20 protein-coding genes are annotated in these 22,155 nt (G+C 68.3%); 5 read left to right on the top strand and 15 right to left on the bottom strand.

The genetic code is table 11. From position 1 onward, the window contains the following. Positions 1-89: 89 nt before the first annotated feature. The 7 genes from kdsA to HWX00_RS00455 all read right to left on the bottom strand — a co-directional run bounded on the left by kdsA (position 90) and on the right by HWX00_RS00455 (position 9,155). The gene (gene kdsA / locus HWX00_RS00485; RefSeq protein ID WP_034188928.1) at positions 90-944 is read right to left on the bottom strand and encodes a 3-deoxy-8-phosphooctulonate synthase; all 855 of its coding nucleotides are present in this window, start codon (positions 942-944) and stop codon (positions 90-92) included. Between the two features lie 3 nt (positions 945-947). Continuing rightward, positions 948-2,600, bottom strand: a complete 1,653-nt coding sequence (locus tag HWX00_RS00480; protein WP_034188929.1) for a CTP synthase — start codon at positions 2,598-2,600, stop codon at positions 948-950. Positions 2,601-2,781: 181 nt separating this feature from the next. Next, complete coding sequence (locus HWX00_RS00475) at positions 2,782-3,627, bottom strand: alpha/beta fold hydrolase (RefSeq protein ID WP_034188930.1); 846 nt, start codon at positions 3,625-3,627, stop codon at positions 2,782-2,784. Between the two features lie 126 nt (positions 3,628-3,753). Then, the gene (locus HWX00_RS00470; protein ID WP_175027427.1) at positions 3,754-6,237 is read right to left on the bottom strand and encodes a DNA internalization-related competence protein ComEC/Rec2; all 2,484 of its coding nucleotides are present in this window, start codon (positions 6,235-6,237) and stop codon (positions 3,754-3,756) included. A gap of 57 nt (positions 6,238-6,294) precedes the next feature. Then, complete coding sequence (locus tag HWX00_RS00465) at positions 6,295-7,083, bottom strand: TatD family hydrolase (protein WP_034188932.1); 789 nt, start codon at positions 7,081-7,083, stop codon at positions 6,295-6,297. 67 nt (positions 7,084-7,150) lie between these two features. Continuing rightward, complete coding sequence (gene lolD / locus HWX00_RS00460; RefSeq protein WP_080287859.1) at positions 7,151-7,909, bottom strand: lipoprotein-releasing ABC transporter ATP-binding protein LolD; 759 nt, start codon at positions 7,907-7,909, stop codon at positions 7,151-7,153. After that, positions 7,902-9,155: a lipoprotein-releasing ABC transporter permease subunit gene (locus tag HWX00_RS00455; RefSeq protein WP_034188934.1), complete on the bottom strand. Its 1,254-nt coding sequence runs from the start codon at positions 9,153-9,155 to the stop codon at positions 7,902-7,904. The genes lolD and HWX00_RS00455 overlap by 8 nt, the downstream gene beginning before the upstream one ends. Before the next feature lie 162 nt (positions 9,156-9,317). Between HWX00_RS00455 and HWX00_RS00450 the strand changes: the two genes are divergently transcribed. The 5 genes from HWX00_RS00450 to HWX00_RS00430 all read left to right on the top strand — a co-directional run bounded on the left by HWX00_RS00450 (position 9,318) and on the right by HWX00_RS00430 (position 16,052). Then, complete coding sequence (locus HWX00_RS00450) at positions 9,318-10,382, top strand: regulator (protein WP_124609693.1); 1,065 nt, start codon at positions 9,318-9,320, stop codon at positions 10,380-10,382. 14 nt (positions 10,383-10,396) lie between these two features. Continuing rightward, on the top strand, positions 10,397-12,094 hold the full coding sequence (gene recJ, locus HWX00_RS00445) for a single-stranded-DNA-specific exonuclease RecJ (RefSeq protein ID WP_034188936.1): 1,698 nt from the start codon (positions 10,397-10,399) through the stop codon (positions 12,092-12,094). A 167-nt stretch (positions 12,095-12,261) separates the two neighbouring features. Next, positions 12,262-13,366, top strand: a protein-coding gene (gene prfB, locus HWX00_RS00440; RefSeq protein ID WP_124609692.1) for a peptide chain release factor 2 whose coding sequence is annotated in 2 segments (ribosomal slippage) — positions 12,262-12,342 and positions 12,344-13,366 — 1,104 coding nt in all. Because the reading frame shifts where the segments join, the coding sequence is not laid out codon by codon here. Positions 13,367-13,439: 73 nt separating this feature from the next. Beyond that, positions 13,440-14,966, top strand: coding sequence for a lysine--tRNA ligase (lysS, locus tag HWX00_RS00435; protein ID WP_034188937.1), 1,527 nt, complete (start codon positions 13,440-13,442; stop codon positions 14,964-14,966). Positions 14,967-15,311: 345 nt separating this feature from the next. Next, complete coding sequence (locus HWX00_RS00430; RefSeq protein ID WP_175027426.1) at positions 15,312-16,052, top strand: glycine zipper 2TM domain-containing protein; 741 nt, start codon at positions 15,312-15,314, stop codon at positions 16,050-16,052. A gap of 145 nt (positions 16,053-16,197) precedes the next feature. Here the strand turns inward: HWX00_RS00430 and iscX are convergent, their stop codons facing one another. From iscX to iscR, 8 genes are all read right to left on the bottom strand, one after another. Beyond that, positions 16,198-16,407, bottom strand: a complete 210-nt coding sequence (gene iscX, locus HWX00_RS00425) for a Fe-S cluster assembly protein IscX (protein WP_021157676.1) — start codon at positions 16,405-16,407, stop codon at positions 16,198-16,200. A 19-nt stretch (positions 16,408-16,426) separates the two neighbouring features. After that, positions 16,427-16,768, bottom strand: a complete 342-nt coding sequence (fdx, locus tag HWX00_RS00420) for an ISC system 2Fe-2S type ferredoxin (protein WP_034188939.1) — start codon at positions 16,766-16,768, stop codon at positions 16,427-16,429. Between the two features lie 95 nt (positions 16,769-16,863). Further along, a complete protein-coding gene (gene hscA / locus HWX00_RS00415) occupies positions 16,864-18,732 on the bottom strand; it encodes a Fe-S protein assembly chaperone HscA (protein WP_034188940.1) in 1,869 nt (622 codons plus the stop codon). Between the two features lie 54 nt (positions 18,733-18,786). Next, the gene (gene hscB, locus HWX00_RS00410; RefSeq protein WP_006491598.1) at positions 18,787-19,314 is read right to left on the bottom strand and encodes a Fe-S protein assembly co-chaperone HscB; all 528 of its coding nucleotides are present in this window, start codon (positions 19,312-19,314) and stop codon (positions 18,787-18,789) included. A 94-nt stretch (positions 19,315-19,408) separates the two neighbouring features. Further along, on the bottom strand, positions 19,409-19,732 hold the full coding sequence (gene iscA / locus HWX00_RS00405) for an iron-sulfur cluster assembly protein IscA (RefSeq protein ID WP_011885413.1): 324 nt from the start codon (positions 19,730-19,732) through the stop codon (positions 19,409-19,411). Positions 19,733-19,798: 66 nt separating this feature from the next. Beyond that, a complete protein-coding gene (gene iscU / locus HWX00_RS00400; protein WP_006481982.1) occupies positions 19,799-20,206 on the bottom strand; it encodes a Fe-S cluster assembly scaffold IscU in 408 nt (135 codons plus the stop codon). A 67-nt stretch (positions 20,207-20,273) separates the two neighbouring features. Continuing rightward, entirely contained in the window at positions 20,274-21,497 is a 1,224-nt protein-coding gene (locus tag HWX00_RS00395; protein WP_034188941.1) for an IscS subfamily cysteine desulfurase, read from the bottom strand. A 65-nt stretch (positions 21,498-21,562) separates the two neighbouring features. Then, the gene (iscR, locus tag HWX00_RS00390; RefSeq protein WP_006401955.1) at positions 21,563-22,102 is read right to left on the bottom strand and encodes a Fe-S cluster assembly transcriptional regulator IscR; all 540 of its coding nucleotides are present in this window, start codon (positions 22,100-22,102) and stop codon (positions 21,563-21,565) included. Between the last annotated feature and the right edge of the window lie 53 nt (positions 22,103-22,155).

Genomic DNA, 22,155 nt, shown 5'->3' with positions numbered 1-22,155 from the left:
GACGATGGATTCTTCAAACTGCGACGGCGCGCGCGCCGAAACCGCTTTCGCTACAGACGCGCGAAGCCGTCGCAAGGTTCATTCGATCTTTAATTGAAATCGTTTTCCAGGAACGGATTGCGCTTCACCGCCTGGTCGAGCGTAACGAGCGTCTCCAGCAACGCGCCCATCCGGTTCAGCGGCACCGCGTTCGGGCCGTCCGACTTCGCTTCCGCCGGATTCGGGTGCGTTTCCATGAAGAGGCCGGCGACACCCGTCGCGACCGCCGCACGCGCGAGCACCGGCACGAATTCGCGCTGGCCGCCCGAGCTCGTACCCTGCCCGCCCGGCAACTGCACCGAGTGGGTCGCATCGAACACGACCGGCGCGTGCGTCTCGCGCATGATCGCGAGCGAGCGCATGTCCGACACGAGATTGTTGTAGCCGAACGAGACGCCGCGCTCGCACGCCATGAAGCGGTCTTCCGACAGCCCCGCTTCGCGTGCCGCGTCGCGCGCCTTGTCGATCACGTTCTTCATGTCATGCGGCGCGAGGAACTGGCCCTTCTTGATGTTCACGGGCTTGCCCGAGCGCGCGCATGCGTGGATGAAGTCGGTCTGGCGGCACAGGAACGCCGGCGTCTGCAGCACGTCGACGACCGACGCGACCTGCTCGATCTCGTCGATCGCGTGCACGTCGGTCAGCACCGGCAGGCCGAGCTGGCGCTTCACCTCGGCGAGGATCCGCAGGCCTTCGTCCATTCCGAGGCCGCGGAACGACTTGCCCGAGCTGCGGTTCGCCTTGTCGTAGGACGACTTGTAGATGAACGGAACGTTCAGCTTCTCGCAGATCTCCTTCAGGCGGCCCGCCGTGTCGATCGTCATTTGCTCCGATTCGACGACGCAGGTACCCGCGATCAGGAAGAAAGGCTTGTCGAGACCGACCTCGAAATCGCACAGCTTCATGCTTTACACTCCGCGCGCTTGCTTGTTGGCGAGCGCGGCTTCGACGAACGACTTGAAGAGGGGATGGCCGTCACGCGGCGTGGACGTGAATTCCGGGTGGAACTGGACGCCGACGAACCACGGGTGCATCGAGCGCGGCAGCTCCATCATTTCCGGCAGATCCTCGCTCGGGGTACGGGCGCTGATGATAAGGCCGCCGGCTTCGAGCTGGGGCACGAAGCGGTTATTCACTTCATAACGATGGCGATGGCGTTCGTTCACGTCCTTGCCATAGATTTCTTCCGCCATCGTGCCCGGCTTGATCGGGCAACGCTGCGAACCCAGGCGCATCGTGCCGCCGAGGTCGGATTCCTCGGTGCGCGTCTCGACCTTGCCTTCGCGGTCGTACCATTCGGTGATCAGCGCGACCACGCGCTCCGGCGTGTCCGGATCGAATTCCGTGCTGTTCGCCTGCTTCAGGCCGACGACGTCGCGCGCGAATTCGATCACCGCGAGCTGCATGCCGAGGCAGATGCCGAGGTACGGCACCTTCGACTCGCGCGCGTAGCGGATCGCCGCGATCTTGCCTTCCGTGCCGCGACGGCCGAAACCGCCCGGCACCAGCACGGCGTCGAGATGCTTCAGGCTGTCGACACCGTTCGTCTCGATCTCTTCCGAGTCGATGTACTCGATGTTGACCTTGGTCGACGTATGCAGCGATGCGTGGCGCAGCGCCTCGATCAGCGACTTGTACGACTCGGTCAGGTCGACGTACTTGCCGACCATGCCGATCGTCACTTCGTGCTTCGGGTTCTCGAGCTTCTCGACGAGCGCCGACCACATGCTCAGGTCGGCGTCCTTCGGCGACAGCTTCAGCTCGTCGCAGATGATGCGGTCGAGGCCCTGGTCGTGCAGCATCTGCGGAATCTTGTAGATGCTGTCGGCGTCCCACACCGAGATCACGGCGTCTTCCGGCACGTTCGAGAACATCGAGATCTTCTTCGATTCGTCGTCGGGGATGCGGCGATCCGCACGGCACAGCAGCACGTGCGGCAGGATGCCGATCTCGCGCAGCTTCTGCACGCTGTGCTGGGTCGGCTTCGTCTTCAGCTCGCCCGCCGTCGCGACGTACGGCACCAGCGTCAGGTGCACGAAGCACGCGCTGTTGCGGCCGAGGCGCAGGCTCATCTGGCGCGCAGCCTCGAGGAACGGCAGCGACTCGATGTCGCCGACCGTGCCGCCGATCTCGACGATCGCGACATCCGGCTCGCCGCAGGTGGCCGACGCGGCTCCGCGCTCGATGAACGCCTGGATTTCGTTCGTGATGTGCGGAATGACCTGCACGGTCTTGCCGAGATAGTCGCCGCGGCGTTCCTTGCGGATCACCGATTCGTAGATCTGGCCGGTCGTGAAGTTGTTGGCCTTGCGCATCTTCGTGCTGATGAAGCGCTCATAGTGGCCGAGGTCGAGGTCGGTCTCCGCCCCGTCTTCCGTCACGAACACTTCCCCGTGCTGGAACGGGCTCATCGTGCCGGGGTCGACGTTGATGTACGGATCGAGTTTGAGGAGGGTGACTTTCAGACCGCGCGATTCAAGGATCGCGGCGAGGGAAGCGGCGGCAATACCCTTGCCAAGGGAAGAAACTACGCCGCCGGTGACGAAAACATATTTGGTCATCGCTGGATGCTCGCGGGAAAAACGGATTATACCGTAAAGCCCGCCCTTTTCTCAGCAATTGCCGTGGTGATCGCGCCCTTTCGCGCCGGCCCGCGCCAGCGGTACACGCCGCGGAAAACCGGCCGGCCGGGCAACGCGGCCGGCTCGCCGCAGCCCATGACGGGCCTCGCCGGACGACGCGTCAGGCGCGCCTCGCGAGCGGTGCGCCGCCGTGCGCCGCCCCGGCCTCTTCCGCCCGCAGCGAATTCAGCATCCGCTGCAATGCGCGGGCGGTCTCGAGCGGCCGCTCCATCGGGAACAGGTGGCTGCCTTCCAGCCACTCGACGCGGCCGCGCGCCGCCCGCCGCGTCGCATCGAGCCCGACCTGCCGCACCTCGCGCGAACGCGTGCCGGCGAGGAAACCGAGCGGCACCGGCGCGCCGTGCGCGAGCCGCGGGCCGAGCGTGTGCGGCAACGTCCGGTAGATCAGGTATTCGACCTGCCGGTCGAACGCGAGCGCCCGCTCGCCGTCGGCGCCAGCCTGCGGAATCCCGTAATCGATGTAGTCGGCCAGCATCCGTTCGTCCCAGCGCGCGAACGCCGGCTTCTCGCGGAAGTGCCGCCAGACTTCGTCGCGGCTCACCCAGCGCGTGCGCCGGTTGCGCGTCGCGGCGGCCGGCGACAACCGCTCGTCGAGCCCCGCCCACTGGCTCGCCCGCAACGCGCCGGCACGCCATCCGGCGATGATCGGCGAGTCGATCATCACGACGCCGCGCACCCATTGCGGCTTCTTCAGCGCGGCCATCAGCGACAGGTAGCCGCCGAGCGAATGGCCGACGAGCCATACCGGGCGCTCGTAGCGGCTGCCGATGTCGTCGAGCAGCTGCTCGACGAGATGCGGCCAGTCGCGCGTCACCGGATAGCGGCGGTCATGGCCGATCCGCTCGATGTAGCGCAGCTCGTAGTCGTCGGCCAGTTCGGCGAAGATCGTCCGGTACGTGGACGCCGGGAAGCCGTTCGCATGCGAGAAGTGGAGGATGTCCTTCAAACGCCGATGTCTCCTGTGTCGACCGGAGTGAGTGCTTCGGCACGTGCTCCGGCTCCATGCTTTGCGTTCTGTCGGGCCCGCGCGCCGGCACGATGCGCGCAGCCGCGCTTTCCGTCCCGCCCGCCGTCACCGCTCCATCCAGTACCGGCGCCGCTCGTCGCGATAACGCGCAAATGCGAACCCGCCGCCGGCCGGCGCGACGTCGAACCGCACGGCACCGTCGCGATCGGTGCGCGGCAGCGGTATCCCGCGCGCCTCGTAGCGCGCGAGGACGGTCCGGTGCGGATGCCCGAAACGATTGCGATAGCCTACAGGAAATACCGCGACGCGCGGCCCGACCGAATCGAGGAAAGGCTCGACCGACGACGTGCGGCTGCCGTGATGCGGCACGACCAGGATCTGCGCGGCCAGCGCGTCCGGCGTCGCGTTCACGAGCTCGCGTTCGCCGCGGGCGTCGATGTCGCCCGTCAACAGCGCGGACGTGCCGCCCGCGTCGACGCGCAGCACGCACGACTGCCCGTTCGACGAGCCCGCGCCCGGGCCGCCGCGCGGCCACAGGATCGTGAAGACGACGCCGTCCCAGGTCCAGCGCTGCCCGGCCGCGCACGGCAGCCGGTCGGCGACGCCGGCGGCCTCGGCGTCGCGCCACAGCCGGTTCGTCGGCGGAATGCCGGCCAGCAACTGGCGCACGTCGGCCGCCGCATAGACGGCCGGCGCACCGCCCGCATGGTCGTCATCCGCATGACTGAGCACGAGCGAATCGATTGCCGCGATGCTGCGCGCCCGCAACGCCGGCGCGACGATCCGCGTGCCGGCGTGCGTCGACTCAGGCCCCGGGCCGGCATCGAACAGCAAGGTCCGCCGCGCGGTTTCGACCAGCACCGACGCCCCCTGCCCGACATCGAGCACGGTCATCCGGAAACCGCCAGGCGGCGGCGCATCGGGCGCCGGCGCAACGAGCGGCAGCCACGTGAGCGGCGCCGCCCAGCGCAACGGCCAGCCGCGCGGCATCAGCGCCCAGGCGACGCCCACGCAGGCGAGCGCCAGCACCGGCCAGTCGGGCATGCGCAGCCAGAGCACGCCGGCCGGCCAGTCGGCGAGGCGCCCGAGCAGCGTCATCATCGGTTCGAGCGCCGCATGCGCGAGCCGGAACGCGTAAGCATCGAACGGCGCGGGCAACGCGATGCCGGCCAGCACGACCGGCGTCACGACCGAGCTGACCCACGGAATCGCGAATGCATTGCCGAGCGGCCCCGACAGCGAAACCTGCGCGAACCACGCGGCGGTGAGCGGCGCGAGACCGATCGTCACCGCGTATTGCACGCGCGCGGCCTCGGCGACGCGGCGGCCGGCGCGCCGGCCCCAGGCAAGCAACCGGCTCGACGGACTCGCGCCGCCGCTGCCCTCGTCGCCCTCCGCGTCGGCCACGCGCACGGCGCGCCAGCCGGCGACGGCCAGCAGGATCACGGCGACCGCGCCGAACGACAGCCAGAACCCGGCCGACAGCACGGCCCACGGATCGGCGAGCAGCACGCCGCCGAGTGCCGCGCCCAGCACCGCGGATGTCGGCACGCTGCGTCCGGCCAGATACGCGACGCCTCCGCCCGCGATCATCCACCACGCACGCTGCGCCGGCACGTTGAAGCCGGCCAGCGCCGCATAGCCGGCCGCGGCCACCAGCGCGGCGAGCGCGGCCGCGTACGGCGCCGGCAATACGAGCGTCGCGGCCCGCGCGCGCCAGCGCACGCGGCGCCAGACCATCGACACGAGCCCACCCGCGATCGCGCCGACCAGCCCGACATGCAATCCGGAAATCGCGACCAGGTGGCTCGTGCCCGTGTTGCGCAGGACACGCCAGTCGTCGTCGCCGATGGCCGACTGGTCGCCGATCGCCAGTGCGGCAACGATGCCGCGATGCGCCGCATCGACACCAAGCGTCTCCCCGATGCGTGTCCGCAGCCAGTCGCGTACCCGGTCGATCGACGCGCGCCATCCCGTTGCGCGCGCATCGAGCAATGCCGCCCGGTGCGGCGCGCTGACATAGCCGATCGCGCGAATCCCCGCGGCGAGCCACGCCGCCTCGCTGTCGCGCACGCCGGGATTGGCCTCGGCATGCGGACGCTTCAGGCGCACGACGAAACGCCAGCGCTGGGCGGCCCGCAGGTCGGGCAGCGCGTCACGTGCCGCGGGCGCGCCATACGCGCGCCACGACAGCCGGATCAGCGGCGGGAAACGGGCCAGCCCGGCATCGTTCGACTCGACCGCGAACAGCAGCCGCGCACCGCTCTCGTCGACGACGGGCAGCCCCCTGATCACGCCGGTGACGACGATGTCGCGCCCTTCCCATTCCGCCGGCAAGCTGTCGCTCAACCGCCATTCGGCGCGCACGGCCGCGTAGCCGAATCCCGCGACGCAGGCCGCGAGCGTGCACAGCATCCATCCGAGCGCGGCCGTCGCGCGCGTGCGCCGGCGACGCATGCACCACGCACCCAGCGCCGCGCATCCGGCGAGCACGGCCGCACCGGCCATCCATGCGATCGCACCCGGCAACGCCGCCTGCCGCTGCAGCACGACGACGCCGAGCGCGAACGCGATCCACCCCACGCGCATCGCGCCTCCTCGTCGACCTGGCGCCGCGCTGACGAATGCGGCGCCTTCCGGCAACGATTATGCGGACGAAAGCGCGAGTCGCGGCAGCGCGGCGAGCGCGTTGGCCGTTGTGGATAGACCGAGTGAACGGGTATCGATCCCGCGCAGTTCGGCGAGCACGTCACCGATGCGCGGCACCTGGTCGGGCGTATTGCGGGATTTGTACGCCCATTCGGGCGCGATGTCGGGCGCGTCGGTCTCGACGACGAGCGCGTCGAGCGGCAGTTCCGTGGCGAGCCGGCGGATCTGCAGCGCGCGCGAGAACGTCACGTTGCCGCCGAAGCCGAGATGCAGCCCTTGCGCGAGATACGCGTCGGCCTGCTGGAAACTGCCGTTGAACGCATGCGCGATGCCGCGCCGCACGCCGAAACGGCGCAGCCCCGCGAGCACGCGATCCTGCGACTTGCGCACGTGGCACAGCACGGGCAGGTCGAATTCGCGTGCCAGCTTGAGCTGCCCCTGATAGAAGAACTGCTGCCGGTCTTCGTCGAGCCCCGGCACGAAGTAGTCGAGGCCGATCTCGCCGATCGCGACGAAGCGCGGATCGTCGAGACTCGCTTCGATCTCCATGCGCAGGCGGTCGAGATCCTCGTCGCGCGCCTGCGGCGTATACATCGGATGGATGCCGAGCGCATAGACGGCGCCCGGCGTGCGTTGCGCGAGTTCGCGTACCGTCGTGAAGTTGTCGCGCCCGATGCTCGGGATCACGATGCGCGACACGCCGGCCGCGCGCGCCGCATGCGCGACCGCGTCGCGGTCGGCGTCGAACTCGGCGGCGTCGAGATGGCAGTGCGTGTCGATCCACATGGCGGCAGTCCTGCGCCCTTGCGCCGCGCCGGGACCCACCCGGCATCGGCTCAAGGACGATCGCGTATCACACCGGCAGCGCCGGCTCCTCGTGCAGCACGCCGTCGCGCAGCCGCATGATGCGGTCGCAGCGTGCGGCGAGATCGGGATCGTGCGTGACGATCACGAAGCTCGTTTCGAGCGTCTCGGACAGTTCGAGCATCAGGTTGAACACCGTGTCGGCCGTCGTGCCGTCGAGGTTGCCGGTCGGCTCGTCGGCGAGCACGCATGCCGGCTTCGTGACCAGCGCGCGCGCGATCGCGACGCGCTGGCGCTCGCCGCCCGACAGCTCGCCCGGCCGGTGCTTCGCGCGCGGGCCGAGACCGACGCGCTCGAGCATCGCCTGGGCCTGCTCGCGCGCATCCTCGGTCGTCATCCGGCGGATGCGCAGCGGCATCGCGACGTTGTCGAGCGCGGTGAATTCGGGCAACAGGTGATGGAACTGGTAGACGAAACCGAGCGCGCGGTTGCGCAATTCGTTGCGCTCGCGCTCGGCGAGTTGCGTAAACGGCTTGCCGAGCAGCGAAACCTCGCCCGCGCTCGGCTCGTCGAGCCCGCCGAGCACATGCAGCAGCGTGCTCTTGCCGGAGCCCGATGCGCCGACGACCGCGAGTTTCTCGCCGCGCCGCACCGTCAGCTCGGTGTTGCTGAGCACCTGCACGTTGAAGCCGCCCTGCACGAACGCCTTCGTGATCCCGCGCGCCTGAAGCACGTATTCCTGCATACCAGCCGAATCCTGTCTGTTGTGTTGTCGTGAATCCGCGAATGCGGTCGCGCGGTCATTCATAGCGGAGCGCCTCCGCCGGCTTCACCTTCGCGCCGCGCCAGCTCGGATACAGCGTCGCGACGGCCGACAGCGCGAACGCGATCAGCCCGATCCGGATCACGTCGCTCGCGACGAGTTCGGACGGCAGCTCGCTGATGAAGTACACCGACGGCGGCAGGAACTGCACGCCGAACAGGTGCTCGATCATCGGGATCAGCCACGGGATGCTCCACGCGATCAGGCAGCCGAGCGCGACGCCGGATGCGGTGCCGACGAAGCCGATCGTCACGCCCTGCACGACGAAGATCTTCATGATCGACCCCGGCTGCGCGCCGAGCGTGCGCAGGATCGCGATGTCCGCCTGCTTGTTGGTCACCGTCATCACGAGCGACGACACGAGGTTGAACGCGGCCACCGCGATGATCAGCGTGAGGATGATGAACATCATCCGCTTCTCGATCTGCACGGCCGAGAACCAGGTCTTGTTCTGCTGCGTCCAGTCGCGGATGTACAGGCTGCCCGACAGCGTGTGCGACAGCTCGACCGCGACCTGCGGCGCCTTCTGCATGTCCGTCAGCCGCAGCCGCACGCCGGTCGGCGCGGTCATCCGGAACAGCGCCTCGGCGTCGCGGATGTTGATCATCGCGAGCGTGCTGTCGTATTCGTAGTGGCCCGATTCGAACACGCCGACGACCGTGAACTGCTTCAGCCGCGGCATCATGCCGGCCGGCGTGATCGAGCCTTCGGGCGCGACCAGCGTGACCTTGTCGCCGACCGTCACGCCGAGGTTGCCGGCGAGCGCATCGCCGAGCACGATCCCGAACTGCCCCGGCACGAGCGCGGCGAGCTGCCCGGCCTTCATGTCCTTGCCGATGTCGGACACCTGCGGCTCGAGCGTCGGCTCGACGCCGCGCAGCATCACGCCGCTCACCGCGTCCTGGCGCGTGAGCAGCGCCTGCGCGTCGACGTACGGCGCCGCGCCGATCACCGACGGATTGCGGCGCGCTTCCTGCGCGGTCAGTTGCCAGTCGGGCATCGAGCCCGTCGGCGAGAACACCTCGACGTGCGCGAGCACCGACAGCATGCGGTCGCGCACTTCCTTCTGGAAGCCGTTCATCACCGACAGCACGACGATCAGCGCCGCGACGCCGAGCGCGATCCCGAGCATCGACACGAGCGCGATGAAGGAAATGAAGCCGTTGCCGGTCGTGCGTTTGCCGGCGCGCGTGTAGCGCCAGCCGATCTGCCATTCATACGGAAGTTTCAAGCGAATCCTTTCTGCTGGTTACGGCGGGGAGGCGCCCCGCGGCCGGACCGCCGCCCGGTGGCGGCCATCGGTCCGGGCACGGTCGAAAAACGGCCGCCGGACGCAAACGGGCCGTCGGCCGGCCCGATCACGCGCGCAGTTTGCCATACAATGCGCACCATCATGCACGACCGACGCCTCCATTTTCTCGTTCCGTTCGCACTGCCGTCGGCAGCCGATGCGGCCTCGTCCCTGCACACGCTGGACAGCCCCGCGCTCGAAAAGTTGCTCGCCCGCGCCAGCCTCGTCGAGCGCGTGGCCGGCGAGGACTTCCAGCGCACGCTGCCGCACGAGCGCTGGCTGGCCCGCCGGTTCGGCGCGACCCAGGGCAACGCCGCGGACGAGGCGCCGCTCGCGCCCTACATGCTGCTGGCCGACGGCGGCGACCCCGGCGCGCACGCGTGGGCGTGCGTCGAGCCCGTTCACGTCGAAATCGCGCACGATCACCTGGTGCTCGTCGATCCGGCCGCCCTCGCGCTCGACGAAGGCGACGCGGCCGCGCTGCTCGCGGTCGCGCGGCCGCTGATCGAGGAGCTCGGCGTGCGGCTCGACGCGCCGAACCCGGCGCGCTGGTACCTGTCGAGCGACCAGCTCGCCCGGCTGGCCGGCGCCGCGCCGCTGCGCGCGAGCGGCCGCAACATCGAGATCTGGCTGCCGCACGAGGCCCACACCGGCGAACGCTCGCGGATGTGGATGAAGCTGCAGAACGAAGTGCAGATGGCGTGGTTCCAGCACCCGGTCAACGAAGCCCGTGAGGCGCGCGGGCTGCCGGCCGTCAATTCGATCTGGTTCCATGCGCAGGGCACGCTGAAACCGGTCGGCAAGCCGTTCGCGCGCGTGCTGTCGGCGTCGCCCGCCGCGCTCGGCCTCGCGCGCGCCGCGCAAATCGAAGGCGGCAGCGCCCCCGCGACGTTCGGCGCGCTGCCCGCCGCCGACGGCGCGACGCTCGTCGAGCTGCCGGCGCTGACCACCCCGTTCATCGAACAGGACTGGGCGCGCTGGCACGACGGGCTCGCCGCGCTCGAGCGCGACTGGTTCGCGCCGGCCCTCGCCGCGCTGCAGACCGGCGCCTTGTCGAGCGTCGATGTCACGTTGTGCGGCGACACGAGTTCCGTGACGCTGCATGCGACGCGCGGCGACCTGCGCAAGTTCTGGCGCCGCCGCGCCCTCGCCTCCCTGTTCGAATAACCCACCCACCGCGTATGACCCGGATCGTTACCCGCCCCGTCGCGCCCGCCGACGCAGAAGTGCTCGCGCGCCACGGCCTGCACCCCGTGCTCGCGCGCCTGTATGCGTCGCGCGGCGTGCAGTCGCCCGCCGACATCGAGACCGCGCTGGCGCGCCTCGTCCCGCCCACCGAACTGAAGGGCTGCGCCGATGCGGCGTCGCTGCTCGCCGACGCGATCGCCGACAAGCGGCGCCTGCTCGTCGTCGCCGACTACGACTGCGACGGCGCGACCGCCTGCGCGGTCGCGGTGCGCGGCCTGCGGATGTTCGGCGCGCAGATCGACTACCTGGTGCCGAACCGCTTCGAATACGGCTACGGCCTCACGCCCGAGATCGTCGAACTCGCGGCCGCGCGCAAGCCCGACCTGCTGATCACCGTCGACAACGGGATCGCGAGCGTCGCGGGCGTCGAAGCCGCGGCCGCGCGCGGCATCGACGTGCTCGTGACCGACCACCACCTGCCCGGCGACGCGTTGCCCGCCGCCCGCGCGATCGTCAACCCGAACCAGCCCGGCTGCGCGTTCCCGAGCAAGCACCTCGCCGGCGTCGGCGTGATGTTCTACGTGCTGCTCGCGCTGCGCGCCGAGCTGCGCCGCCGCGGCGCGTTCGCGAGCAAGGAAGCCGAACCGCGCCTCGACGGGCTGCTCGACCTCGTCGCGCTCGGCACCGTCGCCGACGTCGTGCGGCTCGACGGCAACAACCGCGTGCTCGTCGCGCAGGGGCTGCAACGCATCCGCAACGGCCGCATGCAGCCGGGCGTCGCCGCGCTGTTCCGCGCCGCCGCGCGCGAAGCGCGCACCGCATCGGGCTTCGACCTCGGCTTCGGCCTCGGCCCGCGCCTGAACGCCGCCGGGCGGCTGTCCGACATGTCGCTCGGCATCGAGTGCCTGATCACCGACGACATCGGCCGCGCCTGGGATCTCGCGCAGCAGCTCGACGTGATGAACCGCGAGCGCCGCGAGATCGAGGCCGGCATGCAGCAGCAGGCGCTCGCCGATCTCGCCGACGTCGACCCGGCCGACGCGTGCACGATCACGCTGTTCAACCCCGAGTGGCACCAGGGCGTGATCGGCATCGTCGCCGGCCGGCTCAAGGAAAAATTCCACCGGCCGTCGTTCACGTTCGCGCACGCCGACGAAGAAGGCAAGCGGGTCAAGGGTTCGGGCCGGTCGATCGCCGGCTTCCACCTGCGCGACGCGCTCGACCTCGTGTCGAAGCGCGAGCCCGACCTGATCGTCGCATTCGGCGGCCACGCGATGGCGGCCGGCCTCACGCTCGACACCGAGAACGTGCCGCGCTTCGCGGCCGCGTTCGAGGCCGTCGCGCGCGAATGGCTGTCCGACGACGCGCTCGCCCGCGTGATCGAGACCGACGGCGAGCTCGAGGACGCCTACTTCACGCCGCAGTTCGTCGGCCTGCTCGACGAGGCCGTGTGGGGGCAAGGCTTTCCGGCCCCGCTTTTCTCGGGTGAATTCGACGTCGTATCGCAGTCGCTCGTGAAGGAAAAGCACCTGAAGCTGCAGCTCGCGCGCGGCCGCCAGCGCTTCAACGCGATCTGGTTCAACCACACCGAGCCGCTGCCCGCGAGCGCGCTGGTCGCGTACCGGCTCGTTGCCGACACGTGGAACGGCGTCACGCGCGTCCAGCTGATCGTCGAGCACGCGGCCGGCTGAGCGGCGGGCCACTGGGCCCGCCCCGAGTGCGCCCCCGAGTACGCCCCCGCACGCGCACCGCGCCGGACGGGGCCGCGGCACGCATGCGCCCACCGTTTGCGTCACCGGGCAACCCGGCCGATCGGCTATAATTCCGCTTTTTTACGAAGCAAGAACAGCGAACGATCATGGAAGCGGAACGACTCAACGCGATCGAAAGCTCCCTGCTCGACCTGCGCAACCGCGCGGGCGAGCTCCGGGGGTATCTTTGACTACGACGCCAAGGCTGCGCGTCTGACCGAAGTCAACAAGGAACTCGAAGACCCGAACGTCTGGAACGATTCGAAGAACGCGCAGGCGCTCGGTCGCGAGAAAAAGCTGCTCGAAGGCGTCGTCACGACGCTCACCGCGCTCGATAGCGACCTGCGCGACGCGCTCGACCTGTTCGAGCTGGCGCGCGAGGAAGGCGACGAAGACACGCTCGTCGCGTCGGAAGAAGACGCCGCGAAGCTCGAAGCGCGCGTCGGCGACATCGAATTCCGCCGGATGTTCTCGAACCCGGCCGACCCGAACAACTGCTTCATCGACATCCAGGCAGGCGCCGGCGGCACCGAGGCGTGCGACTGGGCGTCGATGCTGCTGCGCCAGTACCTGCGCTACTGCGAACGCAAGGGCTTCAAGGCCGAAGTGCTCGAAGAGTCCGACGGCGACGTCGCCGGCATCAAGAACGCGACGGTCAAGGTCACGGGCGAATACGCGTACGGCTTCCTGCGCACCGAGACGGGCATCCACCGCCTCGTGCGCAAGTCGCCGTTCGACTCGTCGGGCGGCCGCCACACGTCGTTCTCGTCGGTGTTCGTCTATCCGGAAATCGACGACTCGATCGAGGTCGAGATCAACCCGGCCGACCTGCGCATCGACACGTACCGCGCATCGGGCGCGGGCGGCCAGCACATCAACAAGACCGACTCCGCGGTGCGGATCACGCACATGCCGACCGGTATCGTCGTGCAGTGCCAGAACGACCGCTCGCAGCACCGCAACCGTGCCGAAGCGATGGCGATGCTGAAGTCGCGCCTGTACGAAGTCGAGATGCGCAAGCGCCAGGCCGAACAGGACAAGCTCGAATCGAGCAAGACCGATGTGGGCTGGGGCCACCAGATCCGCTCGTACGTGCTCGACCAGAGCCGCGTGAAGGACCTGCGTACGAACGTCGAAATGAGCAACACGCGTGCGGTGCTCGACGGCGATCTCGACGACTTCATCAGCGCGAGCCTCAAACAGGGCGTGTAAGCGCCGCGGCGCGGCCTGGCCCGCGCCGCCCTTCCCGTTTGCGTTGCCGCACCCATTCCGAATTCCGACCATCATGACCGAACCGACCCAAACGCAGCCCGCCGTCACGGCGGACGAAAACCAGATCATCGCCGAGCGCCGCGAGAAGCTGCGCGCCCTGCGCGAGCAAGGCGTCGCCTATCCGAACGACTTCCGGCCCGAGCACCACGCAGCCGACCTGCAGGCGAAATTCGCCGACTCGGACAAGGCCGCGCTCGAAGCGAACCCGGTCGAGGTGTCGGTGGCCGGCCGCATGATGCTCAAGCGCGTGATGGGCAAGGCGAGCTTCGCGACGGTGCAGGACGGTTCGGGCCAGATCCAGTTCTTCGTGACGCCGAACGACGTCGGCGCCGACACCTACGACGCGTTCAAGAAGTGGGACCTCGGCGACATCGTCGCCGCGCGCGGCGTGCTGTTCCGCACCAACAAGGGCGAGCTGTCGGTCCAGTGCAAGGAGCTGCGCCTGCTGTCGAAGGCGCTGCGTCCGCTGCCGGACAAGTTCCACGGCCTGTCCGACCAGGAAATGCGCTACCGCCAGCGCTACGTCGACCTGATCGTCACGCCGGAAACGCGCGATACGTTCCGCGCCCGCACGAAGACGATCGCGTCGATCCGCAAGTTCATGGACAACGCCGCGTTCATGGAAGTCGAAACGCCGATGCTGCACCCGATCCCGGGCGGCGCCGCGGCGAAGCCGTTCGTCACGCATCACAATGCGCTCGACATGCAGATGTTCCTGCGCATCGCGCCGGAGCTGTACCTGAAGCGCCTGATCGTCGGCGGCTTCGAACGCGTGTTCGAAATCAACCGCAACTTCCGGAATGAGGGCGTGTCGCCGCGCCACAACCCGGAATTCACGATGATGGAGTTCTACGCCGCGTACACCGACTACCGCTGGCTGATGGACTTCACCGAGCAACTGATCCGCCAGGCGGCGATCGATGCGCTCGGCACCGCGACGATCCAGTATCAAGGCCGCGAGCTCGACCTCGCGAAGCCGTTCCATCGCCTGACGATCACGCAGGCGATCCAGAAGTACGCACCGGACTATACCGACGGCCAGCTGTCGGACGACGCGTTCCTGCGCACCGAGCTGAAGCGCTTCGGCGTCGACGTATCGCAGCCGGCGTTCCTGAACGCAGGCATCGGCGCGCTGCAGCTCGCGCTGTTCGAGGAAACGGCCGAAGCGCAGCTGTGGGAACCGACGTTCATCATCGACTACCCGGTCGAGGTGTCGCCGCTCGCACGCGCATCGGATACCGTGCCGGGCATCACCGAGCGTTTCGAGCTGTTCATGACCGGCCGCGAGATCGCGAACGGCTTCTCCGAGCTGAACGATCCGGAAGACCAGGCCGCGCGCTTCAAGAAGCAGGTCGAACAGAAGGATGCGGGCGACGAGGAAGCGATGTTCTTCGACGCCGACTACATCCGCGCGCTCGAATACGGGATGCCTCCGACGGGCGGCTGCGGGATCGGCATCGACCGTCTCGTGATGCTGCTGACCGACAGCCCGACGATCCGCGACGTGTTGCTGTTCCCGCATCTGCGCCGCGAAGACTGACGGCCGCGACCGCGTGTGCGCCGCGCCCCTGCGGCGCGCACGCGTCAGCTTTGTAACGACGCGTAAATCCCGCCAGCCGGCGTTCGCCGGCGTTCGATCTCTCCCCGTTTTATTCCCTCGTCGCGACGGCCTTCTGCGGGTTTTCCCTGCCATGACCGCCGCTGCCCTGCTGCAATTCGTTACACCTTGATACGGCGCGCCGCTTGCCGGTGGACGACACTCCTCTTGCGTCACCACGCATGACCACGGGACCAGAACTGGGCGCAGGAACGCCGAGTCTGCTCGCTCCCGAGCGTGGGATCCGGCCCGGCGCCGCGCCGATCCGGATCGACATCGGAGAAAAAAATGGACAACCAGAATCAGACCACGCCGCAAAAGCAACGCCTCCATCCGCTCATCGCCACCGCCGCCGGCGCCGTCATCGTCGCCAGCCTCGCGGCGACGGCAGCGATCACGGGGCTCATCCCGAAGGCCAGCAGCAACAACGCGCAAAGCGGCCAGACCCAGGCCGCGCTGATCGCGTCGCAGCCGGCCGTCGACACGGCCGCAGCCGCCAGCGCGGCGCTCGCCGCGCAAGCGCAGCAGCAGGCCGCGGAACAGGCCGCGCAGCAAAAGCTGGCCGCCGAGAAAGCGGCGGCCGCGCAAGCCGAGCCGAAGCCCGCGCCGCGTCCGGCCGCGCCGCATCGCCGTCATACGACGGCACCGCAGCAGCCGCAGTACGCGCAGCAGCCGTCCGCGCCCGCGCAGACTTACTGCCAGAGCTGCGGCACGATCGTCGCGATCACGCAGACGCGCACGCCGGGCCAGAGCTCGGGGATCGGCGCCGTGGGCGGCGCCGCCGCCGGCGGCCTGCTCGGCAACCAGTTCGGCCACGGTAACGGCCGCACCGCGATGACGATCATCGGCGCGCTGGGCGGCGGTCTCGCCGGTAACCAGGTCGAGAAGCAGGTGCGCGCGGAAACCGACTATCAGGTGCAAGTGCAGATGGAAAGCGGCGCGACGCGCACGTTCACGTACCACAACCCGCCGCCGTTCGGCCAGGGCCAGCGCGTGCGGATCGAGAACGGCACGCTGGTCGGCGCGTAATCGCCCGATCGCTGCGCCCGCTGCCCGCCTGTCGTGCGGGGGCATGGCCGGCCGGAAAACGAAAACGGCTCGCGAGCAATTGCCCGCGAGCCGTTTTTTCATTGGTCCCACGCGCGCCCACGCGACGCACGCCGTGCCCGATCGGTCAGTCCTCGTCGTCGAAATCCGATTCGTCGATCCAGTGTGCCTGGATCGCTTCGAGGATCTTCTCGCCGGAGTGCTTCGGATCGTCGTCGAAGCCGTCGAGTTCGAGCACCCACTGGCGCAGGTCGACGAAATTGATCCGCTGCGGGTCGATGTCGGGGTGCTTGTCCGCCAGCGCAATGGCTATTTCACGCGAATCGGTCCATTTCATCGCCTGCCTCCGGGTTAGGTCAGTGGTTTTCCTTCGCGTGGTTGATCGAGTACTTCGGAATCTCGACCACCAGGTCCGAATCTTCCGTCACGATCGCCTGGCACGACAGCCGCGACGTCGGCTCGAGGCCCCACGCCTTGTCCAGCAGATCGTCCTCGTCCTCCTCGGACGGCGCCAGATCGTTGAAGCCCTCGCGGATCACCACGTGGCACGTCGTGCATGCGCACGACTTCTCGCATGCGTGCTCGATCTCGATCCCGTGATCGAGCAGGTTGTCGCAGATACTCTTGCCGGGCGTCGCGTCGATCACTGCGCCATCCGGGCACAGTTCGACGTGAGGCAGCACCACCAGTTGAGGCATGTCCGTTCCGTCAGTCAGGGTACGGCGCCACGCGCCGCACGGTTCATTACATGATCGCGCGCGGGCCGTCGCCGGCCGACGCGCGGTTCGCAAGTTCAGATCTCGTCGAGCCGACGGCCCGACAGCGCGCGCTTGATGCTCTTGTCCATCCGGCGCGCCGCGAATTCGTCGGTGCCGTCGGCCAGCGCCTTGGTCGCCGCTTCGATCGCGTTCGTATCGTCGCCCTGCGCGACCGCGCGCAGCGCGGCGGCCAGCGCATCGACCTGCGTGCGCTCGTCGGCGTCGAGCAGTTCGCCGTCGGCCGCCAGCGCGGCCTGCGTCGCCTCGAGCATCCGCTCGGCCTCGACCTGCGCTTCGCGCAGCGCGCGGGCGCGCATGTCGATTTCGGCGGTCTTGAAGCTGTCCTCGAGCATCTTCGCGATGTCGTCGTCGGCGAGGCCGTACGACGGCTTCACGACGACCGACGCCTCGACGCCCGACAGTTGCTCGCGTGCGAACACCGACAGCAGGCCGTCCGCGTCGACCTGGTAGGTCACGCGAATGCGCGCGGCGCCGGCCGTCATCGGCGGAATGCCGCGCAGCTCGAAGCGCGCGAGCGACCGGCAGTCGGCGACGAGCTCGCGCTCGCCCTGCACGACGTGGATCGCCATCGCGGTCTGGCCGTCCTTGAAGGTCGTGAATTCCTGCGCACGCGCGATCGGAATCGTCGAGTTGCGCGGGATGATCTTCTCGACGAGACCGCCCATCGTCTCGACACCGAGCGACAGCGGAATCACGTCGAGCAGCAGCCAGTCGTCGCCGGTGCCGCGATTGCCCGCGAGCAGGTCGGCCTGGATCGCCGCGCCGAGCGCGACGACCTGGTCCGGATCGAGGTTCACGAGCGGCGGCTGACCGAAATATTTCGCGACCGCGTCGCGGATCACCGGCATGCGCGTCGCGCCGCCGACCAGCACGACACCCTTGATGTCGGCCGGCGTGACCTGCGCGTCGCGCAGCGCCTTGCGGGTCGGCGTGAGCGTACGCTGCACGAGCGGCTCGACGAGCGACGCGAACGTATCGTGCGAAATCGTCTGAACGAGGTGCGCACCGCCCGACAGCGTCACGTCGAGCGCGGCCTCCGGTGCCGACGACAGCGCTTCCTTCAGCACGCGCACGCGGTCGAGCAGCAGGCGCACGTCCTCGGGCGCCAGCGTCTTCGCGTCGATGCCGGCCTGCGCGAGCACGTGGCCGAACAGCGCATGGTCGAAATCGTCGCCGCCGAGCGCCGAATCGCCACCCGCGGCCAGCACCTCGAATACGCCCTTCGTCAGTTTCAGGATCGACAGGTCGAACGTGCCGCCGCCGAGGTCGTACACCGCGTAGAGGCCTTCGGACCCGTTGTCGAGCCCGTAGGCGATCGCGGCGGCGGTCGGTTCGTTCAGCAGGCGCAGCACGTTGAGGCCCGCGAGACGCGCCGCGTCCTTGGTCGCCTGGCGCTGCGCGTCGTCGAAGTACGCGGGCACCGTGATCACCGCGCCGACCAGATCGTCGCCGAGCGAATCCTCGGCGCGATAGCGCAGCGTCGCGAGGATCTCGGCCGACACTTCGACCGGGCTCTTCACGCCGTCGACGGTGCGGATCTGCACCATGCCCGGCGCATCGACGAATTCATACGGCGCGTTCGCCGCGCCTTCGACTTCGGCCTTGCCGCGGCCCATGAAGCGCTTGACCGAGACGATCGTGTTGCGCGGATCGGTCGCGGCCTGCTCCTTCGCTTCGTGGCCGATGCGGCGGCCGCCCTTTTCGAGGTAGCGGACCACCGACGGCAGCAGCACACGGCCCGCTTCGTCCGGCAGCACCTCCGGCACGCTGTTGCGCACGGCCGCGACGAGCGAGTTCGTCGTGCCGAGATCGATCCCGACGGCGAGTCGCCGCTGGTGCGGCGCCGGCGCCATGCCCGGTTCGGAAATTTGCAGTAAAGCCATCTTGGTTCGTTCGGGCGCTCGGCCCGTTTGCTGCGCGTGCCGCGAGGCACGCGGTTAAGTTTCGAGGCGCTCGATCTGCGCGCCCACTTCCGACGCGACGCGTTCGATGAACATCAACTGGCGCACGGCTTCCGCGGCGGCCTGGTCGGCGCCGCTGTCGAGCAGCGTACCGAGGCGCTCGACGCGCACGCGCTTCTCGTCGCGCAACTCGGCGAGCAATGCGTCGAGCGCGTCGACGTTGCGGGCGGCCGCGGCATCCTCGATGCCCTCGCGCCACTCCATCTGCTGCATCAGGAATGCAGGCTCCATCGCCGTGTTGTTTTCCGCGCCGATGTCCACACCGCGCAGCGACAGCAGATAGGACGCGCGCTTCAGCGGATCGCGCAGCGTGCGGTACGCCTCGTTCGCACGGGTTGCCCATTGCATCGCGATGCGCTTCTGCGCATCGCCGGCCGCCGCGAAGCGGTCCGGATGCACCTGCGTCTGCACCGTTCGATAGGCGGCGTCGAGCGCCGTTTCGTCGAGCGCGAACTGCGCCGGCAGGTGAAACAGGTCGAAGTGGCTGTCTTTCAGCGAGACCATCGTCGCGTTCAATTCCGGTTCGTCGCGCGGCAAACGCCGCACATTAAAAAGGCGGCCCGTGCCGCCTCTTGCCCGCATCGCGCGGAGACCCGCGTCACACGCGGAACGATTCGCCGCAACCGCACTCGTCCTTCACGTTCGGGTTGTTGAACTTGAACCCTTCGTTCAGGCCTTCGCGGGCGAAGTCGAGCTCGGTGCCGTCGATGTACGCGAGGCTCTTCGGATCGACGACGACCTTCACGCCATGGCTCTCGAACACCTGATCCTCGGGAGCCAGCTCGTCGACATACTCGAGCTTGTACGCGAGCCCCGAGCACCCGGTCGTGCGAACGCCAAGCCGCAGGCCCACCCCCTTGCCGCGACGGACGAGGTATTTCTGAACGTGCTGTGCTGCTTTTTCGGTCAGTGTAATTGCCATGATGTCCTTGCCGCGGCGCGCCACCGGGGCCCGCCGCGTTCCCTTCTCTAACCCGCTCGATGCCGCTCAGGCTGCTGCCTGATCGCCTTCCTTGGTGTCGTGGCGCTTCTTGTAGTCGGCCACGGCTGCCTTGATCGCGTCTTCCGCGAGGATCGAGCAGTGAATCTTCACCGGCGGCAGCGCGAGTTCCTCGGCGATCTGCGTGTTCTTGATCGACAGTGCCTCGTCGAGCGTCTTGCCCTTCACCCACTCGGTGACGAGCGAGCTCGACGCGATCGCCGAACCGCAACCGTAGGTCTTGAACTTCGCGTCTTCGATCACGCCGTCCGCGCCGACGCGGATCTGCAGCTTCATCACGTCGCCGCACGCCGGCGCGCCGACCATGCCCGTGCCGACCGTGTCGTCGTCCTTCGCGAACGAACCGACGTTGCGCGGGTTTTCGTAGTGATCCAGAACCTTGTTGCTGTAAGACATGACTCAGACTCCTTGACTCGTTACGTCTGCGTGCGTCAATCCGCCCGCGGGTGCATTCAATGCGGTATTAGTGAGCGGCCCATTCGATCGTCGACAGATCGATGCCTTCCTGGTGCATTTCCCAGAGCGGCGACAGTTCGCGCAGCTTCGCGATCTTGCTGTTCAGCAGGTTGATCACGAAGTCGACTTCCTGCTCCGTCGTGAAGCGGCCGACCGTGAAGCGGATCGAGCTGTGCGCGAGTTCGTCGTTGCGGCCGAGCGCACGCAGCACGTACGACGGCTCGAGCGACGCCGACGTGCACGCGGAGCCCGACGACACCGCGACGTCCTTGATCGCCATGATCAGCGACTCGCCTTCGACGAAGTTGAAGCTGATGTTCAGGTTGTGCGGGACACGGCGTTCCATGTCGCCGTTCACGTAGGTTTCCTCGATCTGCGACAGGCCGCGCAGCAGCTTGTCGCGCAGCATGCGCACGCGCTCGTTCTCGGTCGCCATTTCCTCGCGGGCGATGCGGAACGCTTCGCCCATGCCGACGATCTGGTGCGTCGGCAGCGTGCCCGAACGCATGCCGCGCTCGTGACCGCCGCCGTGCATCTGCGCTTCGATGCGCACGCGCGGCTTGCGGCGCACGTACAGCGCGCCGATGCCCTTCGGGCCGTAGGTCTTGTGCGCCGAGAACGACATCAGGTCGACCTTCAGCTTCGCGAGGTCGATGCCGACCTTGCCGGTCGACTGCGCGGCGTCGACGTGGAACACGATGCCCTTCTCGCGGCAGATCTCGCCGATCGTCTCGATGTCCTGGATCACGCCGATCTCGTTGTTCACGTGCATCACCGACACGAGGATCGTGTCCGGGCGCAGCGCGGCCTTGAACACGTCGAGGTCGATCAGGCCGTCATCCTTCACGTCGAGGTAGGTGACGTCGAAACCGTCGCGCTCAAGCTCGCGGCAGGTATCGAGCACGGCCTTGTGCTCGGTCTTCACCGTGACGATGTGCTTGCCCTTGCCCTTGTAGAAGTTCGCGGCACCCTTGATCGCGAGGTTGTCCGATTCGGTTGCGCCGGACGTCCAGATGATCTCGCGCGGATCGGCGTTCACGAGTGCGGCCACCTGTTCGCGCGCTTCCTCGACCGCACGCTCCGCGTCCCAGCCGTAAGCGTGGCTGCGCGACGCCGGGTTGCCGAACTGCTCGCGCAGGTACGGCACCATCTTGTCGACCACGCGCGGGTCGACGGGCGTCGTCGCGCTGTAATCCATGTAGATGGGCAGGTGGAGAGTCTCTTGGGTCATCTGTCGCTCCGGGTATTCTGTGCAGGGACTATGTGCGTTATGGGGTATGGCGGGCGCCTTCGCGCTCACGAACTCGCGATGTTGAACACCGAATTGGGGCCCAGCGGCATCGTGCGCACGGGCTCGGCCGGTGCGGCGACGGGCTCCGGCGCGCGGCGGTCGCGCAGCACCGCGGGCGCGCCCTCGCGTGCGCGCTGCTGATCGACGAGATCCTGCAGCGACACGGAGTCGAGGTATTCGACCATCTTCTGGTTCAAGGTCGACCACAGCTCGTGCGTCATGCAATGGCCGTCGGGCTGCTTCGAGCCGTCGCACGTGCCTTTGCCGCCGCACTGCGTGGCGTCGAGCGGTTCATCGACCGCGATGATGATGTCGGCAACGGTGACATCCTGCGCGCGGCGCGCGAGGTTGTAGCCGCCGCCCGGGCCGCGCACGGATTCGACGATTTCATGCCTGCGCAGCTTGCCGAACAGCTGTTCGAGATACGAGAGCGAAATCCGCTGGCGCTGGCTGATGCCTGCAAGCGTCACCGGGCCCTGCTCCTGGCGCAGTGCCAAGTCAATCATCGCCGTGACGGCGAAACGGCCTTTGGTGGTGAGTCTCATGGTGTCTAGGGGACTGCAATCTTGACGATTTTGGTCAAGTATAAATATTTGAC

The sequence above is a fragment of the Burkholderia seminalis DSM 23518 genome, from assembly GCF_902832885.1.
Taxonomy (GTDB): domain Bacteria; phylum Pseudomonadota; class Gammaproteobacteria; order Burkholderiales; family Burkholderiaceae; genus Burkholderia; species Burkholderia seminalis.
The sequence above is the reverse complement of the archived record's forward strand: the minus strand, read 5'-3'. Positions and strand labels throughout refer to the sequence as shown.